Consider the following 20,040-nt stretch of genomic DNA (forward strand, 5'->3'; position numbering starts at 1 on the left):
AATTTTTTTAATATAGAAAAGGGAAAGGCGACTAATCGATGATAAATTGAATTCTTGTGCCGTCAGGATCATCCGATAATTGATGACTTACCCACGAGCCTGCGCCTCTATTATCAGAAGGGCGTACATATTTGACAGAAGCTCCACTGCCTCCTTCTTTGCACATCGCCATTGGCCATTCGTCTCGATCATATCCGCGCTTTGTTGGAATGCCATGTAGTGATCGATCTCTCTGCTCATCACTATGTTTACGGTCAATTGTACAAATGGACGAATGACCTTCATCAATGGCTTCTTCTATGTGCTTGGCTGTTTCGGGATAGCGGTCTGATGGAAAATGAATGGTTTTGTCATAAGATGAATTCGCTGTCTCTTGTTTTCCTTGCTCCAGCTGGATATAGCCTGTTGCTACACCAATGACAATCAATAAAAGCAAGAGAATCATTTTAAGAAGTTTCATAGATGCTGGCTCTCTTTCTTGTTTGCGTATTTTGTAAACAGAAGTATAGCAGAATTACTTACCAATTTCTCCTGGTTTTGAAAAAACGTCTTTTAAAATTCAAAAAACAGATTTTACTCGATTTCTTGCTTTTCATTTTTGTAGAAATTCATAAAAATTTTAATTTTGTGGGTCAGAAAACGAATATGCTCATCCAAAATGGCTTTATTACTGCTTTTTCGGCTAATTTCAAGAATTTAACACACAGAAATTTCAAAAAAATAAAATTGACTAGACCGATCTGCTTTAATAATATGGAGTCAAATATCAAAAAATGTCGTAATTTATCAAAATATGATTCTAATTACATTGTAGGAGGTAAGTACAAATGGCGGATGTCTCATACCGGCTCGGAATAGACATAGGCGGAACATTTACTGATTTATCGCTGATAAATGAAGCAACAGGGGAGCTGACTGAACTCAAGACGCCTACAGTGACTGATGACCCAGCCCAAGGAATTATCAATGGGTTAAATCTTCTAAAAAAAAGAGGTGTTGATTTATCCAACATCCAATACCTCGTTCACGGAATGACAATCGGTCTGAATACATTATTACAGCGAAAAGGAGCAGATTTAGCCCTTTTTGTGACAGAAGGATTTCAAGATATATTGTCACTTCAACGTTTACGACTACCCGTTCCTTATGACTTCAATTCTCGTTTGCCAGAACCATTGATACCACGGAAGCATGTATATCCAATCTCTGAAAGGTTGATACACGATGGTACGATCAAAAAACCTCTCCATCTGCAGCAATTAGATGATGCGGTCCAGCATGTTATATCTAAAAAGCTAGCAGGTATCGTCATTTCATTTTTACATAGCTATCAAAACCCAGTTCATGAATTACAGGCAAAAGCCTATATCAATCATCATTATCCACAGTTAGAAGTCCTTACCTCATCTGAATTATGGCCTCAAATGAGGGAATACGAGCGTACAGTGATGTCTGTTGTTAATTTGTACATTCAGCCAAAGGTGAAACAGTATTTGCAAACATTGAAAAGCCGTTTGAAGGAAGAAGGTGTACCAATTTCTCCATACATTACACAATCAAATGGTGGTTTAATGGATGCAGAAAGTGCGGCAACCTCGCCTGTTAAGACTCTCTTTTCTGGTCCGGCAGCTGGTGTCATCGGTGCGGCGAGAATTGCAGCATCAGCGAGTGAACCCAATCTGATCACTTTTGATGTTGGGGGGACGAGTGCAGATATCTCGATCATTCAAAATGGACAGCCTACAATGGCTCAATCGAATCAGCTTTCAGGCTTCCCAATTATTCTTCCATCTGTTGCGATGTATTCAATAGGAGCAGGAGGAGGTTCGGTAGCATGGATTGATCAGGGCGGACTTCTCAAAGCGGGGCCGGAATCAGTTGGCTCAAACCCGGGACCAGCTTCGTATGGAAAGGGAGAAAAAGCAGCTTTAACTGATGCGTTTCTCATATGCGGTTATCTCAATCAAGAACGTTTTGCCGGAGGACATTTACAATTACAACTGTCTTCAGCGAAAAAGGCCTTTCAGCCAATTGCTGATCAGCTCAACAAAACGGTTGAAGAGGCGGCTGACCAGCTCATTCAAGTAGCCGTAGCCAATATGTATACAGAATTAAGCAATGTGATGGAGCAGCAAGGGTTTGACCCTAGAGATTTTAGTTTGCTGGCATTTGGCGGAGCAGGACCGGTTGTGGCAAATTTCCTTGCAAGAGAAATCCATGCGAAAAATGTAGTTGTTCCTCCAAGTCCTGGTACATTATGTGCGTTAGGTGCTTTAACAGCTGATTTTATCCATGATGCGGTGCTGTCGAAGAAAATATGTTTACAAGACTATTCGATCAACCAACTAAAACAAGATTATGAGAAGCTGTCACGAAAAGCGACTGATTGGGTGAGCCAGCAGAACATTCAGCATATCAATCAGACATCCATTCTCTTATTAGCAGACGCACGTTATCAAGGGCAGGCATTTGAGATTGAATTGCCATTATCGATTGATTGGCTAAAGCAAGAACAAGACATCCACCAACTCATTGAAGCCTTTCACAAATTGCATCAGCGTCAATATGGTCATAGGGATGATCATGCAAAAATCGAGTTTACTCATTTACGCGTTCGAGTCATAGGCGAGACGCCTCCGCTGCCTTTTTCACCTGTTCAAGAAAGCAGGGGACAGTCTTTGAAACCAAATGAATATAGACGAATTTTTATAGAAGAAAAAGAATACGGAGCATCGGTTTATAACCGGGATACGCTGTCAGTAGGTTCTATTGTAAATGGGCCTGCCGTGATTGAGCAGGATGATACGACAATATTAATTTTGCCAAACTGGACAGGCAGCATTGATCCATCAGGTAACTTAGTGATTTCAAAGGAGGCGGCTTTACATGAGAACTGACCCAGCAAAGCTTGAGATGATGCGCAGTTATTTTAATGCGATTGCATCAGGTATGGGGCATGTCATTGAACGGACGTCGTTTACGACCTTCGTCAAAGAATCTGCTGACTTTGCGACAGCATTGGCCACGCCTTCTGGAGATTTCTTTGTTTATCCAAAGACAGTGGGTGTGACGATCTTTTTAGGGCTGAGTCTAAAAAAAGCGATTGAAGAAAGCGGACCGATGCAGCCAGGAGACATTATCATCACTAATGATCCTTATACGACAGATGGTTTGGCAACTCACCTTCCAGATGTCCATATCATTAAGCCGATTTTTGTGGATGATGAAATCGTAAGCTATGCTTGGTCTTTTGTTCATGTCAGTGATGTGGGTGGACTTGTGCCTTCGAGTATTTCACCGACAGCAACGGATGTTCATCAAGAAGGATTAAGAATTCCGCCAGTAAAAATTTATGAAGGCGGGAAAGAGAATCAGGTTGTACGTACCTTTTTAAGAGCAAACAGCCGCGCTAGTCATCTAAATGATGGTGATATCAATGCGATGATTGCTGCTGTCAATACAGCAGATATTCGGTTAAAAGAAATGATTGAGAAATTTGGAAAAAACGAAGTGAAACAAGGAATGATAGACTTGCTGAAGCAAGCCGAGGATCGTGCTGGAAAGGTCATTGAAGCTATACCGGATGGAACGAGTGAATTTGCTGATTATTTAGATGATGATATGATTTCAGACGTCCCTATTCGGTTGAAAATCAAGCTAACGATCAAAGGGAAACGGCTGACGCTCGATTTTTCTGAGTGTGACCCGCAAGTAAAAACAGCCTTTAACCTTGTTACCAATGGTCAGAAGCATTCCTTTCTTTATCAAGGGTTGATTAATTACATCATTAGTAAGGATCCTTTTATACCGATTAATGGTGGAATAACGTATCCAATCGATGTGATCTCTCCTAAAGGAACGCTGGTGCATCCAGAATATCCAGCCTCTGTCGGGATTCGTCATTCGATTACGATGAGGCTGTACAATGTCGTGCTAGGCGCGATTGGTAAGCTGCTGCCTGAAGCAGTACCGGCAGCAGGTGCAGGTCAATCTGCCATTGTGGTTCTCTCTGTACCTGATGATCAAACGGGGGGCAGGAAAATGTCCGTTGTCGAACCATTAGGCGGAGGCGGCGGTGCTCAAAATGGTACTGATGGAGTTGACGGTATTGATCATTCGTCAGGCTTTTTGAAGAATACCCCAATTGAGAGTTTGGAACAGCATATTGATATTCATGTTCACCGATATGAGCTTCTGCCGAATACAGGTGGAGCTGGTGAAAATCGAGGAGGACATGCGATTGGTTTGGAATTTGAAATGATGAAGCCTGAATCGATGGTGACAGCACGAGGAATGGAACGGATGAAGTTTCAGCCTTGGGGTTTAATGGGCGGCCGAGCAGGAGCGGTTGGTGAGGTCAAGCTGATCACAGCTAATGGTGAGAAACAAGACCAGCCCAAAATAGATGTTCTGCGACTTGAAAAAGGCGATATCGTTCAATTGATTTCACCAAGTGGAGGCGGCTGGGGGAATCCATTTGCCAGAAAGAAAGAAAAAGTCCTTCAGGAAGTGGAAGCAGGTCTATTAAGTGAAGAAAGAGCGCTGCAGCAATATGGTGTGAAAGTGTATTTAGACCAAAATGAATGGAAGATTGATGAGGAGCAGACGAGCAAGGTGCGTGAAAAGGCTTATGATCCTGCCGCTACTGACGTGTGGGATTTCGGAGAACAAAGAGCAGCTTATGAGAAAGTATGGACGGACGAAGCCAGCAGTGAGCTAGCCGTTCAGCTGCGTTCCTATCCGGCTAATGAACGTACGCACTATAAACATGCAGTTCATCAATATTTCAGTCATAGAAATGAGCCGTTAACAAAGGAAGATATTACTCAAGCACTTCGTCAAATGAATGGACAAAAAGGGGGAAATGAATCATGAAAAGAAGATTAATCGCTATTTTTGCAGGCATCCTATCCATCGTTGTACTGCTGACCGCTTGTGGTGGAAATGGAAAGGATCAAGGCAAACAGCAGCAGACTGTGATTGTTGGCGTATATGGAGGCGATTGGGAAAAGAACATCAAACCAATCCTTGAAAAGTTTGAAAAAGATACCGGAATTAAAGTGCAGACCGTCTCTGGTGCGGATTCTGAATGGTTTACAAAATTAAAAGCGTCAAATGGGAAAAATCCACCATATGACTTACTAATCTTACAGCCTGATACGATTCAAAGAGGTATTGCAGCAAACGTTCTTGCGCCTATCGATGAAGATCAAGCGCCGAACGTCAAAAAGCTTTACCGTTCTGTCCAAAAGAAGCTTACTGTGAATGGAAAACAATATGCAGCAGGCTTTAGTATGGGACAGCTTGGAATTGCTTATAGAAAAGACCTCGTCAAGCAGGAACCAAACAGTTGGACTGACCTATGGAGCAGTCAGCTGAAAGGGAAGGTAGCCATTTCATCTCCGACTTATTCAGCTGGTTTGCAATTTTTCTCTGCACTTGTTCATGCACAAGGGGGAACAGAATCAAATCCTAAGGATATTGATAAAGCATTTAAAAGTCTCGCGCAATTAAAAGGTCATGTCGCTGCTTTTCCGGATAACCCAGGATCGATTCAAACCTTGTTAGAACGTGGGGATGTCGCAGCTGTTCCATATTGGGACGGGCGAGTATTTGCACTTGAAGAAGAAGGAATGGATATTGGTTTCTCATACCCGAAAGAAGGCGCTGTTGCAGCTGTAGCGAGCTGGGCTTTAACGAAGGGAAGTCAGCACGAAGAAGCGGCATACAAACTATTAAACTACTTGAGTGGAAAAGAAGCTCAGGAGGCTTTCTCGGAAAAATCTTATTATGGCATGTCGAATTCTGATGTGAAATACAATGACAAGATTAAGGGGAAAGTGAAAGTTGGAGAAAATTATTACAGCAAGTTGACTTGGGTAGATTATGAAACAGCAACCTCTGAGCTTGGCAATTGGACAAATCGATGGAACGAAGTATTAGGCGGAGGAAAATAGGTGATCGCATGAGTGGAATTCATTTAGAACACATCAGTCAGCACTTCGGTGAGCAGATTGCTCTCAACGATGTCAGTCTTACTGTGAATGAGGGAGAGTTTTTCTCTCTTCTCGGTCCTAGCGGATGCGGAAAATCAACATTATTAAACATCATTGGCGGTTTTTTAGAACCAACAAAAGGCGTCGTCTATATTGGTGATCAGGATGTGACAGCTTTGCCGCCTTATCAAAGAAAAACAGGTATGGTCTTTCAAAGCTATGCGCTCTTTCCGCATCTGACTGTATTTGATAATGTGGCGTACGGGCTTAAGGTTCAAAAGAAAAAGAAGGCGGAAATCAAAGAGAAGGTGATGGAAAGCTTGTCTCTTGTTCAATTAGAAGCATTTGCGAAACGGATGCCCCACCAATTAAGCGGTGGTCAGCAGCAGCGGGTAGCGATAGCAAGAGCGCTGGCGATTCAGCCGTCTGTTCTCCTTCTTGATGAACCGCTCAGCAACCTAGATGCCAAACTAAGAAAAAACATGCAGACAGAGCTGCGAAATATTCAAAGAAATGTCGGGATTACAACTATTCTTGTGACACATGATCAAGAGGAGGCCTTAAGCCTTTCTGATCGAGTTGGCATTTTAGGAGAGGGTAGAATTCAGCAGATTGGGACGCCTTTAGAGGTGTACCGCCAGCCAAACAATCGATTTGTAGCTGAATTCATCGGACAGGTGAATATCTTTGAGGCCGTGTACAATGAAGCTGATGCTGCATTTACGGTTCCGCATGTAACCCATTCAAACGGTCAGCATCTTCAGCTGAAGGCTGAGGCACATCAAGAGAAGAGGGAAAAGCTATTACTTATGCTGCGTCCTGAAAGAATCAGCATCTCTTCTGGGCGGGAGGAAGTAAAGCCAAACCATGTATCAGGCGTGCTGTCAGATGTGAGTTATATCGGGCATTCATTACGTTTGGTTGTGGGGCTTGATAATGATGAAATCATTGTCCATGCTTCTGATGCTGCATTTCCCGAGCTGCCTGAAGTTGGAGAAACCGTCCATATCCATTGGCAGCCTGAAGATATCGTTTTCTTAGATTCGAAGGTGCATACGTGATGCGAATCAAGAAAAAGAATCAACGATTTCATTGGTTTATGCTGCTGCCAGCCTGTTTGTTTCTTGTTGTATTTTTACTAGCTCCGCTTGTGATGATGCTCGTTCTCAGTTTTCGCGATGTCGATTCGATGATGAATACATTACAAACGTATAGCTTTTCTCAATATATTCATGTGTTCACGACAGATGCATATGTAAAGGCGATTGGAAGTACTGTGTGGGTGGCTTTACAGACAACGGTGATTTGTTTATTGATGGCATACCCAGCAGCATACGTGCTTGTCAAGGCACCTAATCCGCGTCTGCGGGCATTTTTCTATATCTTACTAGTGTCGCCGCTTTTGACAAGTGTTGTGATTCGGACGTTTGCATGGATTGTTCTTCTTTCGCAAAATGGTCTGATCAATGGCATGTTACTAGATTTACATGTGATTGAGAAGCCGCTCTCGATGCTGTGGAATATGAATGCGGTCATTATTGCATATGTCCAGGTCATGCTGCCATTTGCAGTACTGCCGATCGCAACAAGTTTAACCGATATGGATCGTCACTTAAAGCCGGCTTCTATGAGTCTTGGAGCTGGCCGGATTCGAACCTTTTTTCATGTCACCTTACCACTGACCATTCCTGGCATGGTGACAGGCGCGATCATCGTCTTCTCACTGGCAGCAGGAAGCTATATCACCCCGCTGTTAGTCGGCGGACGGATGCAGCCGCTGCTGCCGCTGTCAATTTATCAACAGGTGATGCAGGTGTATAACCTGCCTCTTGCTGCAGCTATGTCCTTTACATTATTGGTTTGTGTGCTTGTGGTGGTCAGTCTACTAAGCTATTTATTGAAGCGTTGGGAGGCGAGGATGCATGCGTAAAAAGTCAATAGGTGATCGCTTGCTTTCTATCCTGATTTGGACTGCTGGGTCATTGGTTTATCTTTTTTTAACCATTCCTGTTCTTGTGATCGTCCTATCTGCTTTTAGTCCAAATGCCTTTCCTGAATTTCCACCGACTTCGTTCTCTGTTCGTTGGTTTCATGAGGTCGTGTCAAATCCAGAATGGATGGAATCGCTTCGGATCAGTGTGATTCTGCTATTCATCGTGACGCCTCTCACGGTTCTTTTAGGGACAATGGCTTCGTATGCTTTAGCAAGGCTTTCCTTTAAGGGAAAGGAGGCTGTCCAAGCTTTCATTCTGTCACCTCTCATGATTCCTCAAGTGGTGTTAGGGATTGCTATGCTTTACTTGTTTACGGCTATGGGCTTTACAGGGTCTTTGTGGGCGCTCGTCATTGGTCACGTCATCATTGGTTTTCCCTATGTGGTTCGAACGGTAGGTGTGAGTGTTTCGAATTTAGATCCGCGTCTTGAGCTGGCTTCAATGAATCTTGGCGCAGGACCCATTCGCACGTTTTTTCGAGTCACATTGCCTTTGATTAAGCCGGGAATCATTGCAGGTGGGGTGTTTTCAGCTGTGACGTCATTTGGGGAAATATCGATCAGTTTGTTCGTTTCCTCACCTCAAACCATCACAATTCCCGTCAGGACCTTTAATTACATTGAGCAGACCTTTGATCCAAGTGTCAATGCGATATCTGTCATATTTATTATCATTTCTATCATTGCGCTGCTCATTATTGAGAAAACGATTGGTCTGTCTAAGGTGATGTAAATATAATGAAGAAACAAGGAGTTGTCATTTGAAATGGCAGCTCTTTTTTTGTTGTTTTTACAGTAAAAAAAATCATTTTTTTAGGGAATGTAGTTCTTAAGATTTAAGAATTTGCGGGAAACGAAAGGAGACCTCTATCCTAGATTTTCGGCCATATTTTCAATATTTAAGGGAAAATATGAAATTTTTGCGGTATTTAGTCGATTATTTTCGGTTGAACGCAACTATTATTAGTTATTTTCGGTAAATATCGTCAATTATCATGCGAACCCTTCGGTATAACGCATGAATCTTTACACCCATTTTTCGGTGAAAAAAACAATATTTTCATATAAAGTGGACGTAAATAGAAAATATCTAAAAGAAAAGAAGAAAAAGGCAAATCTATGGAAACATAGAGACGCAAAGCCATGTCCTAAGGTAAATGATTCTTTTTTTGCTAAGGTCGGCAGGCTACCGAATCAAAATGGGAGTCCCTCCGTTTTATTCGGGGTGGGCTCCTTTTCTGTTAAAGCGTCTATTTTAATGAAATAGACTTGGTTCTTTTGATATAGAGGGTGCAGGGTGAAATTGGTGGAGAAAACATAGAAGAGGCGGAGGATGAAAATGAATACAGTTTATTACCCCTTAACACATGCGCAAAAGCGAGTATTCTACACGGAAAGATTTTATCCAGGTACAAGTATTTCTAATTTGGGTGGATTCGCCAGGTTGAGATCAGCATCTGGTCTCAATCCTTCTTTGGTCGTCGATGTGCTTCAAGCGTACATTCGACAAACTGACTCTCTTCGGCTGAGACTCGTGTATCGAGATGAAGAGGAGGAGCCTGTTCAATATATCAAACCTTATGAAAAACAGCCGATTCGCATGGAAAAGGGCTGGAGTGAAGAGGAAGTAAGGGCTTGGGCGAACGAGCAAATTCGTGAGCCGATGCCATTGATTGACAGCCCCTTGATTGAATTTACGGTATTTCAAATCAATGATCAAGAGTGCTGGCTGTTCTGTAAAGCACATCATATTGTCGCGGATGGGATTTCTATCATTTTAATGGGAAATCGCATTATTGATTTATATCATGACATGCTGCAAGGAGTAGACATCTCGCCAGTTGAGGAGATTTCCTTCGTTGATCACATTATGAGTGAGCAGACCTATGAATCTTCTAAACGTTTTCAAAGAGACCAAGCTTTTTGGAATGAGCAATTTGCTCATATTCCAGACTTCGCATCTTTAAAACCGCATAAGGGATATGAGATGAGTTTACATGCGGAGCGATTTTCAGGGGATGTTCCAGATTCTTTAAAGGAGAAGCTTCGTGTCTTTTGTGAAGAACAGAAAGTCAGTATGCTTTCGATGTTTATGTCCACTGTCTATATTTACTTACATCGTTTTAGCGGTATGGAGGATGTTGTTCTTGGAACCTTTATGGGTAACCGGACGAATGCCAAAGAGAAAAAGATGATTGGGATGTTTGTATCGACGATTCCAATGCGTGCATCTGTTCAAGGGTCGCAATCGTTTGTTGATTTCGTAAAGCAGGTCATGGCAGATCAAATGAGGATCCTGCGACACCAAAAATACCCTTACAATCTGCTCATGAATGATTTGCGGGAAAGAGAAGGGTTTACAGGACGCCTTTTTGATATTTCTTTAGAATATCAGGTCATGCAGTGGCAGAAAAAAGAGAACCTGTCGTTCATTACTGAACCGATTTTTAGCGGGAGCGGAATGAATGATATTTCAATACATGTGAAAGACCGCTGGGATACTGATACATTGACCATTGATTTGGATTACCGTACAGATGTATTCACAGAAGAAGAAATGAGTAAGATGTTTGATCGATTCTTGATTTTACTAGAAGCGGCGGTCACTCAGCCTGATCAGCTGATCGGGACACTGCCTTTACTTTCAGCAGGTGAACAAAAGGAACTGCTGCAATTATCTGAGGGAGAATCGTTTGAAAGACCAGCAGCAAAACCGGTTCATCACATGTTTGATGAGACAGCCAACAAATATGCAGATCGGACAGCCGTTGTAGCAGAAAATGGAACAATTACTTATGGAGAGCTGCAACAACAGGCAGAAAAGCTTGCACGTTTTTTACAAATGAAAGGTATCTCGCGTGATGTGCCTGTTGCTGTTTTGATGGAGCGGAAGGTAGATGCCATGGTAGCAGTCTTCGGCATACTAAAGGCTGGCGGGGCATATGTACCCATTGATCCAGCATTACCTGAGGAGCGCATTCAATTTATTGTGGAGGATTCAGGTGCTTCTATCGTGTTAACAGAGGAATCGTTCATTCAAAAGTACCCAGCCCTCTCGGGAAAATTGATCGTGCAGCAGCAACTATTATTAGATGATGGATGGCTGCCTGAGCTTGTCGATCAGACGGCGCCGGAGAATTTAGCCTACATGATTTATACATCGGGTACGACTGGAAAGCCGAAGGGCGTCATGATTGAGCATCTTCAGCTTCATCATTTGGTCCATGCTTTGCATCATGAGATGTATCAAGGGGCGAATGAGCTTCAAATGGCGCTTCTAGCCCCATTCCATTTCGATGCATCGGTGAAACAAATCTTTGCTGCCCTTTTATTTGGACATACGCTTCATATCATCCCGCGAGAAACGACGAGAAATGGCATGCAGCTAGCGTCTTATTACAGAAAACATCACATTGAAGCGGCAGATGGAACACCGGCACATGTGCAGCTTTTACTTGCTGCGGATTTGGACGGGCTGTCATTGACGCACATGTTGATTGGCGGAGAAGCGCTGCCTGCGAAAGCAGCACGTTCACTTATCGAAGCGGTTCGTATGAGTCAGCCTGATTTTACTCTATGGAATGTGTATGGTCCAACTGAGACGTGTGTGGATGCGGCGGTGCATCGCCTGAATCTCAGTGAGCTGAGCGAATCAACTGAACAGCGCTATGTGTCGATTGGAAAACCGCTTGGTCATCATCGTATTTATATTTTAAATGAACATGATCAATTACAAGTGCCTGGGGCTGCAGGGGAACTTTGCATTGCCGGTATAGGTGTTGGGCGAGGCTATGTGAATCAGCCTGAATTGACGAAGAAGGTATTCACGGCAGATCCGTTTTCTCCGCATGAGCGGATGTATCGAACAGGGGATCTAGTCAGATGGCTTCCAGATGGCACGATTGATTATCTTGGCAGAATGGACGATCAAGTGAAAATAAGGGGTTACCGCATAGAAACAGGCGAGATTGAAGCGGTGATGGAGCAGGTAGATGGAGTTGATAAGGCTGTCGTGCTAGTAGTTGATGAAGCGGATGGGGAAAAGGCGTTAAGTGCTTACTATCAAGCTCGTCATGAAGGTGTGTCTGTTGACATGCTGGAAGCGGCTATCAAACATCAGCTCCCAGCTTACATGATGCCGCTTTATTTCAAAGAACTCGATGCTTTTCCACTCACAGTCAGCGGCAAAGTCGACCGTCGTGCACTTGCTGCCTTAAAAGGTGATAGAGCGGTTCATGCTGTTTATACGGCACCTAGAAACGATATAGAAACGAAGCTTGTTCATTTGTGGGAAGACATTCTTGATCAAGAGCAAATCGGTGTATATGATTCTTTCTTCGATCGAGGCGGGCATTCGCTTAAAGCGATGACCGTAATTACAAAGGTTCAGCGAGACTTTCAAGTAGAGGTGCCGCTCTCTGTTTTATTTGAACAGCAGACGATTGCTGCTCTTGCTGCTTATATTGAGCAAGCAGAAAAGTCTTCTGAAACGGAGATACCAAAAGCGCCGGCTGCAGATCATTATCCATTATCGCCTCCACAGCAGCGCGTCTATATGGTGAGTCAATTGGAGCAAAGCACTGCCTATCATATGCCTGCTGTTGTGAGGTTAAAAGGAACTCTGCAGCTTGAGAAGCTGACTGAAGCCTTTGACAGACTGATCTCACGTCATGATATGCTGCGTACTTCTTTTCATACGATAAAAGGTGTCCCTCGTCAGCGGATCGCTTCATCCGTGTCCTTTCAAATAGAACAGCTGACAGGCGGTACGATGGAAGAAAACATGCAGCACTTTGTCAGACCTTTTGATCTTGAGTGTGCGCCACTTCTTCGAATTGGATTGCAATCATTGCATGATCAGGAGCATTTGCTCTTTTTCGATATGCATCATCTGATTTCAGATGGTCTTTCGATCGATTTAATGCTGCGTGAGCTGTCAGATGCTTACGAGGGATCGGTGAAAGCACCATTGAAGCTTCAATATCAAGATTATGCTGTTTGGCAAGAGCACCGAGGCTTTCAAAAAGAAGAGGCATTCTGGCTGCAAGAATTTTCGGGAGATATCCCTGCTTTACAGCTGCTGACCGATTATCAGCGTCCAGCTGTCCAGTCTTTCGCAGGTGATCGTGTCATCAAAGAAATCGATGAGGCGTTAAAGAATCAATTACAGGAGCTTGCAGCAAATCATCACACGACACTGTATACGGTGCTGCTTTCTGCTTACTATACATTGCTTGCGAAATATACGGGTCAAAAGGAATTTGTGGTCGGAACACCGGCAGCAGGGCGTGTGCATACAGATTTGAATGACATGATCGGTATGTTTGTCCAGACACTTGCTTTGCGGTCAGAGGTAGATCCGAATGGAACCATGTCTCAGTTGATTGAGCAAGTAAAGGAAAAGACGATGCAGGCATTTGAGCATCAGCAATATCCGTTTGAGCGGCTGCTTGAAAAGCTGAATGTGCCAAGAGATTTTAGCCGTCATCCATTGTTTGATACCGTCTTTACACTCGCGCCGGATCATTCAACAGCACAGCGTATTGGAGACATGCATGTCGAGGTTGAAGAAACCAATTTCCAGATTGCGAAATTTGATTTAACACTGCAAGCGATGGAGTCAGATCAAGGTTTATCCTTTGTACTCGATTACAGTACGGCACTATTTAAACGAAGTACAGCAGAGCAGATGCTCAAACATTATATTTATCTGCTGGAGCAGATGGTTCAAACGCCGCAGGAAGCTATTCAATCCTATCGATTATTGTCTGAACAAGAAGCAGAAGCTCAGCTAAATAGGTGGAATCCGTTACCTGTGCCTTATCCAGCAGAAAAAAACATTGTGACGCAGTTTGAAGCGCAGGTGCAGCAGCATGGTCATCAGCCTGCATTGCAATGTGAAGATGCGGTTCTTTCTTATCAAGAGCTGAATGACCGAGTGAATCAGCTGGCACATTATTTGCGTGAAAATGGTTTTGAAAAAGGAATGAAAGCAGCCTTATTCTTTGAACGATCCAATGAAATGGTGCTCTCTGTTCTGGCTGTGCTTAAGGCGGGCGGAGTCTATGTACCAATTGACCCTGATTTCCCTGATGAGCGCGTGAAGCACTTTTTAACAGACAGCGGTGCACAATTCTTACTGACACATCAAGTGCTACGCCATCGCTCGGTGCTCACTGCATTTGAGGGAATCATCATAGAAACAGAAGATCAAGCGGTTGCTCAGCAGTCAGACAGCCCAATAGATGCTCATATTTTACCTGAGGACTTGGCGAATTTGACCTATACATCTGGTACAACAGGTAAGCCTAAAGGAAATATGGTGACACACCGGAACATTTTGAGAACGGTGAAGCAATCGAATTATCTCACCATTCATCATGAAGATACGGTGATGAGCATCTCAAACTATGTATTTGATGCCTTTATGTTTGATGTGTTTGGTGCTTTATTAAACGGAGCAAAACTCGTTGTTCTGCCAAAGGACCATATTTTAAACATGAATGAGCTTTCTGGAGCGATTGAGAAGGAAAAAGTCAGTATTTTAATGATCACGACAGCTCTTTTTCACTTACTCATCGATATGAAAAAAGATAGTCTGAAGAACGTAAGAAAAGTGCTGTTTGGCGGAGAACGTGCTTCAGTGCCTCATGTGGTGACTGCACTTGAGACAGTGGGGAAAGACAAGCTTGTTCATATGTACGGCCCTTCTGAGAGCACAATTTTCACCACATATTATCCTGTGAACCACATTGAGAAGCAGGCTTTATCCATCCCAATTGGAAAGCCAGTGAGTCAAACGGCTGTTTATATTGTAGATGAATTTGGACATGTACAGCCGCCGGGCGTTGCAGGAGAGCTTTGTGTCGCTGGTGATGGACTGGTGAAAGGATATTATAAGCAGCCAGAACTAACGAGCGAAAAGTTTGTCAAAAATCCTTTCCGCCCTGGAGAGACCATGTATAAAACGGGCGATCTTGCACGCTGGCTGTCAAATGGAGATATCGAATTCATTGGACGGATCGATCATCAAGTGAAGATTCGCGGACAGCGTATCGAGCTTGGGGAAATTGAACATCAGCTGCTGCGGCATCCTCAGGTGAAGGAAGCTGTCGTGATTGCTGCTCCGAATGACACGTTATGTGCGTATTTCACAGCAGAAGGATCTGTCTCATTAACTGATTTGCGCGAGCAAGCAGGACGTGAACTGCCCGTGTATATGATGCCGGCATTTTTCATGCAATTAGAGGAGCTTCCTTTAACGAATAACGGTAAGGTCGATAGGCGGGCGTTGCCGGCACCTGATCTTAGTGAGCAGGGGGCAAATGAATACACCTCTCCTCAATCAGAAACAGAGCGTCTGCTGGCGAACATTTGGGAGGAAGTTCTTGAAGTACCGCGAATCGGCAAACACGATCATTTCTTTGAATGCGGGGGCCATTCGTTGCGCGGCATGAAAATGCTGAACAGGTTGTATGAAGAGATGCAGGTGGAGCTCACTTTGAAATCTTTATTTGAATCCCCGACATTAGAAGCGTTCGCGCTTGCGGTAGATCAAGCGGATCAAACGGAGATCAAGCGAGTGGAAGTTGCCAAAGAGGCGGCCTATTTTCCAGTGACATCTGCTCAGAAAAGACTGTTTGTTTTGGAGAAAATGACTGATGCGGAGCAAAGCTACCATATGCCGGCTGCCTTAAAGCTAGAAGGCGTCTTTGATGAAAAACGATTTGAAAAGGCAATTGATCAGCTAGTCCAACGTCATGAAGCTTTCCGAACGAGCTTTGATTTTGTTCAGAATGAACCTGTTCAACGGATTGAAACAAATGTCTCAATAGACATTGAAAAAATTGAACAGAACGGCCGAGACATACAGCAATTGATGAATGACTTTATCAGGCCATTTGATGTAGAAAAAGCACCTTTACTCAGAATAGGTCTAGTTTCCGTCTCCGTAAATGTCCATTATTTACTGATTGATATGCATCATATCATTTCAGATGGAGCGTCTGTTGGCATTTTAATTGAGGAGCTTTCAGCCCTGTATCGAGGAGACAAACTAGAGGAATTGCCTGTTCAATATAAGGATTATGCAGTTTGGTCAAAAAGTGAGGCATCTGCTGCGCAAAAAGCAGATGAAGAGGCATTCTGGCTGGATCAATTACAAGGAGAGCTGCCTGTACTGGCACTGCCGGAAGACCTGCCAAGGCCAAAAGTGCAAACATTCGCTGGAGATCGTGTCTCATTTACAATTGAAGGTTCGCTTAAATCAAAATTGGACGAACTCGTTAGAACGCTCAACAGTACGACCTATACAGTCCTGCTTGCTGGCTACAGTATTCTTTTAAGCAAGCTTTCAAGACAAGAGGATATCATCATTGGTTCTCCGGTTGTGGGTAGAACCCATCCTGATATTCAATCTGTGATTGGCATGTTTGTGAACACGCTGGCACTTAGAACAAAGCCAGCAGGACATCAGACAGCTGCTGAATTTGCGTCAAATGTTCATCAGCTTGTGTTAGAGGCAAACGAGCATCAGCTGTACCCATTTGAAGAATTGGTGGATCAGGTGCAAACGGTTCGAGACACAAGCCGTCATCCAATTTTTGATGTGGTCTTCTCAATGGAAAATGCGGATATTCGTGATTTATCAATGGATGGGCTTCACGTTGTTCCACAGCCATTCGAGGAGAATATCGCCAAATTTGATTTGACCTTAACTGGAAACGAATCCGCAGATCAAATTGAGCTCGTGTTTGATTTTAATTGTTCTATCTTTCAAAAGACGTCAATTGAAAAGTGGAAAGAATATTTCCTTCATTTGCTGGAACAAATGGTGTCAGCGCCAGATCAATCTTTAGATCAAATGAAATTATTGTCATCGCAGGAGCAGCAAAAACAGCTGAACGAATGGTCAGGACCTGTCCTAGACGTCCCGTCAGATCAAACCGTTCATGCCCTGATTGAGGCGAAGGCACAAGGAGCACCGCATCAAAAAGCGGCGACATTCTGCGGAACGAGCTGGACGTATAAAGAGTTGAACAGCCGGGCGAATGTAGTCGCTTCAAGGCTCATCGCCAGCGGCACAAAACCAGGAGACCGCGTCGGCATTCTCACCCGTCCATCTCTTGACATGACAGCCGCTGTCCTCGGCGTTCTCAAGGCTGGTGCGGCATTCGTTCCAATTGATGCGGATTATCCAGCGCAGCGTATCGCGTACATGCTGGAAGACTGCGGGGCAGAGGTACTTCTGATGCAGAAAGGACTCACTGCACCATCTTCATTCACAGGTCATGTCCTGTTCATAGAAGATGCGGTAGAGGGAGAAGCTCACGAGATTCAGGTTCAGATCAAACCAACGGATCTTGCCTACATGATTTACACGTCTGGGACAACGGGACAGCCGAAGGGTGTCATGGTCGAGCACCAGTCTCTTGTGAATCTTGCGTTCTGGCACAATGATGCGTTCCAAGTGACGCACGAAGATCGAACTGCGAAATATGCCGGCTTTGGCTTTGATGCCTCCATTTGGGAGATGTTCCCGACGTGGATCGCCGGCGCAGAGCTGCACATTATCGACGAAGCAATTCGCCTCGATATGATCAAGCTCAATGCGTATTTCAATGAAGAAGGCATCACCATCGCCTTCCTGCCAACGCAGTTATGTGAGCAGTTTATGTCAATGGACAACCATTCTCTGCGTTATTTACTAACAGGTGGAGACAAGCTGAAACAGGTGAAGCCAGTTCCATATCAACTCGTCAATAACTACGGTCCAACTGAAAATACGGTTGTAGCGACAAGTGGAGTCATCGATCCAGAACAAAGCACGATTCCCATTGGAGCAGCCATTGCCAATACTCGTTTTTACATTATGGGTTCGTTATATGACCTATCGCCGCCAGGCGTACCGGGCGAGCTCGTGATTGCAGGAAAAGGACTGGCAAGAGGCTACTGGAATCTTCCAGAGGAAACAGACAAACGATTTGTCCCAGATCCATTTTATCCAGGCGAGCGCATGTACCGCACAGGCGATTTAGTGAAATGGACAGAGGGTGGCGAGCTGATTTACCTCGGCAGAATAGACCATCAGGTCAACATCCGCGGCTTCCGTATTGAGCTGTCAGAAATTGAAGCCCAGCTCCTAACGCTGGATTCTGTCAAAGAAGCGGTCGTGACAACAGTCAAAGATGCGAGTGATCAAGATGCACTTATCGCTTATGTCATCGCGGCTGAAGAAACAACAGCCCTGAAAGAAAACCTAAAACGAATGTTGCCTGAATACATGGTGCCATCATGGATCATCAAGCTAGACCAATTTCCAATGACGGCAAATGGAAAAGTTGATCTGAAAGCATTGCCAGCTCCTGATATCGAAGCGAACCAAACGGTATACGAAGCACCAAGAGACGAAGTCGAAACGCTGCTTTGCGGCATTTGGGAAGATGTCCTTGGCGTCAGCCAAGTCGGCATTCACGATCACTTCTTTTTCCTTGGCGGAGATTCAATTAAAGGCATCCAAATGGTAAGCAGACTCACGCAAGCAGGCTGGAAGTTCGATATGAAACTTCTATTCCAGTATCCAACGATTGCGGAGCTGCGTCCATATATCGAGGAAGCCGATCTTCTCACAGCCGACCAATCACCTGTCGAAGGAGAAGTCATTTTAACACCGATTCAACGCTGGTTCTTTGAACGAAACTTTACGAATCAGCATCATTGGAACCAATCGGTTATGCTCCAAGCACCAAATGGTTTGGATGAGGAAATCGTTCAGCAAGTACTGGAACAGCTCATGATTCATCATGATGCCTTGCGACTGGTGTATCCGCTCGAAGAAGGGCGCGTCATCCAGCGTCATCGAGGAATCGAGGAAAAGAATGTGGCAATTGAAGTGGTGGAAGTAAAAGGAGAGCTGTCGCAGCAAATCAAGCAGGTAGAAAAGCTGGCAAATGAAGTGCAGGCGAGTATATCGCTAGCAGAGGGGCCTTTAGTGAGACCTGCTATTTTCCGAACGGATCAAGGGGATCATTTATTGCTTGCTGTACACCATCTTGTCATTGATGGTGTGTCATGGCGCATTTTCCTTGAAGATTTCATGGCTCTTTATGAACAGTCGAAGCGCAGGGAAACTCTTACCCTCCCTGAAAAAACACACTCCTTCCAAGAATATGCCCAGAAGCTAACTAAATACGCTGTGTCAGATGAGCTGCTATCGGAAAGAGAGTATTGGAAAAAGGTACTTGCGCATTCCGTTCCTCCGCTTCAAAAGGATCATGTCACGGAGGATCAACGAATGCTTCATACAGAGACCATTCGTTTTACATTGTCTGAAGAGGAAACGCACAGTCTGCTGACGGATGTACATGAAGCCTACCAAACAGAAATCAATGATATTTTGCTGACGGCATTAGGATTGTCCATGAAAGAGTGGACAGGTGAAGACAGGCACTTTATTCATCTTGAAGGGCACGGGAGAGAGGACATCCTCCCTGAGGTTAATGTATCACGGACCATCGGCTGGTTTACTAGCATGTATCCTGTGTTACTGGATATGTCGCATGTAGACGATCTTTCTTATCAAATCAAGCATTTAAAAGAGGAACTCAGACACATTCCAAACAAGGGGATCGGCTATGGCGTTTTAAAATACTTAACGCCTGACAAAATGAAGGACGATATTGATTTTCAAGTCACACCAGATATCAGCTTTAACTATCTTGGCCAGTTTGATGATCAGATCGGCGGCGGTGAAATGAGACGCTCTGCATGGCATGCAGGACAATCGCTGAGCCCTGAATCCGAGAAACCTCATGCGCTAGATATTGTTGGTTTCGTAGAACAAGCAATGCTCCATGTGACGATTTCCTATCATCACCTTGAATTCGAAGAACGTACGATGGAACAGTTCAAGGAGCTCTTAGAAAAGAATGTGAAGACATTGATCTCACATTGTCTATCACAGGATGAGAGTCAAATCACACCTAGTGATGTGGGAGATGAGGATCTCACCATGGATGAACTTGAAAAGCTAATGGATCTATTTTAAGCAAA

8 protein-coding genes and 1 riboswitch are annotated in these 20,040 nt (G+C 44.1%); of the genes, 7 read left to right on the top strand and 1 reads right to left on the bottom strand.

Going from position 1 to position 20,040, the window contains the following annotated elements:
- Window positions 1-31 precede the first annotated feature (31 nt).
- Window positions 32-460 (bottom strand): NucA/NucB deoxyribonuclease domain-containing protein, encoded by a 429-nt coding sequence (locus C9414_RS15330; RefSeq protein WP_039176411.1) that lies wholly within the window; start codon window positions 458-460, stop codon window positions 32-34.
- A gap of 367 nt (window positions 461-827) precedes the next feature.
- Between C9414_RS15330 and C9414_RS15340 the strand changes: the two genes are divergently transcribed.
- From C9414_RS15340 to C9414_RS15370, 7 genes are all read left to right on the top strand, one after another.
- Window positions 828-2,897 (top strand): hydantoinase/oxoprolinase family protein, encoded by a 2,070-nt coding sequence (locus C9414_RS15340; protein ID WP_047203943.1) that lies wholly within the window; start codon window positions 828-830, stop codon window positions 2,895-2,897.
- Window positions 2,887-4,875, top strand: a complete 1,989-nt coding sequence (locus C9414_RS15345) for a hydantoinase B/oxoprolinase family protein (RefSeq protein WP_107163974.1) — start codon at window positions 2,887-2,889, stop codon at window positions 4,873-4,875. Before C9414_RS15340 ends, C9414_RS15345 begins: the two co-directional genes overlap by 11 nt.
- Window positions 4,872-5,957 (top strand): ABC transporter substrate-binding protein, encoded by a 1,086-nt coding sequence (locus C9414_RS15350; RefSeq protein ID WP_047203945.1) that lies wholly within the window; start codon window positions 4,872-4,874, stop codon window positions 5,955-5,957. Before C9414_RS15345 ends, C9414_RS15350 begins: the two co-directional genes overlap by 4 nt.
- Before the next feature lie 8 nt (window positions 5,958-5,965).
- The gene (locus C9414_RS15355) at window positions 5,966-7,057 is read left to right on the top strand and encodes an ABC transporter ATP-binding protein (RefSeq protein ID WP_107163975.1); all 1,092 of its coding nucleotides are present in this window, start codon (window positions 5,966-5,968) and stop codon (window positions 7,055-7,057) included.
- Window positions 7,057-7,926 (top strand): ABC transporter permease, encoded by an 870-nt coding sequence (locus tag C9414_RS15360; RefSeq protein WP_039176427.1) that lies wholly within the window; start codon window positions 7,057-7,059, stop codon window positions 7,924-7,926. Before C9414_RS15355 ends, C9414_RS15360 begins: the two co-directional genes overlap by 1 nt.
- Window positions 7,919-8,722: an ABC transporter permease gene (locus C9414_RS15365; RefSeq protein WP_024424298.1), complete on the top strand. Its 804-nt coding sequence runs from the start codon at window positions 7,919-7,921 to the stop codon at window positions 8,720-8,722. Before C9414_RS15360 ends, C9414_RS15365 begins: the two co-directional genes overlap by 8 nt.
- 367 nt (window positions 8,723-9,089) lie before the next feature.
- Window positions 9,090-9,183: riboswitch (cyclic di-GMP riboswitch) on the top strand.
- A 145-nt stretch (window positions 9,184-9,328) separates the two neighbouring features.
- Entirely contained in the window at window positions 9,329-20,035 is a 10,707-nt protein-coding gene (locus C9414_RS15370) for a non-ribosomal peptide synthetase (protein ID WP_181286155.1), read from the top strand.
- Window positions 20,036-20,040 lie beyond the last annotated feature (5 nt).

It is taken from the genome of Bacillus sp. Nf3, assembly GCF_003028545.1.
Taxonomy (GTDB): domain Bacteria; phylum Bacillota; class Bacilli; order Bacillales; family Bacillaceae; genus Bacillus; species Bacillus safensis.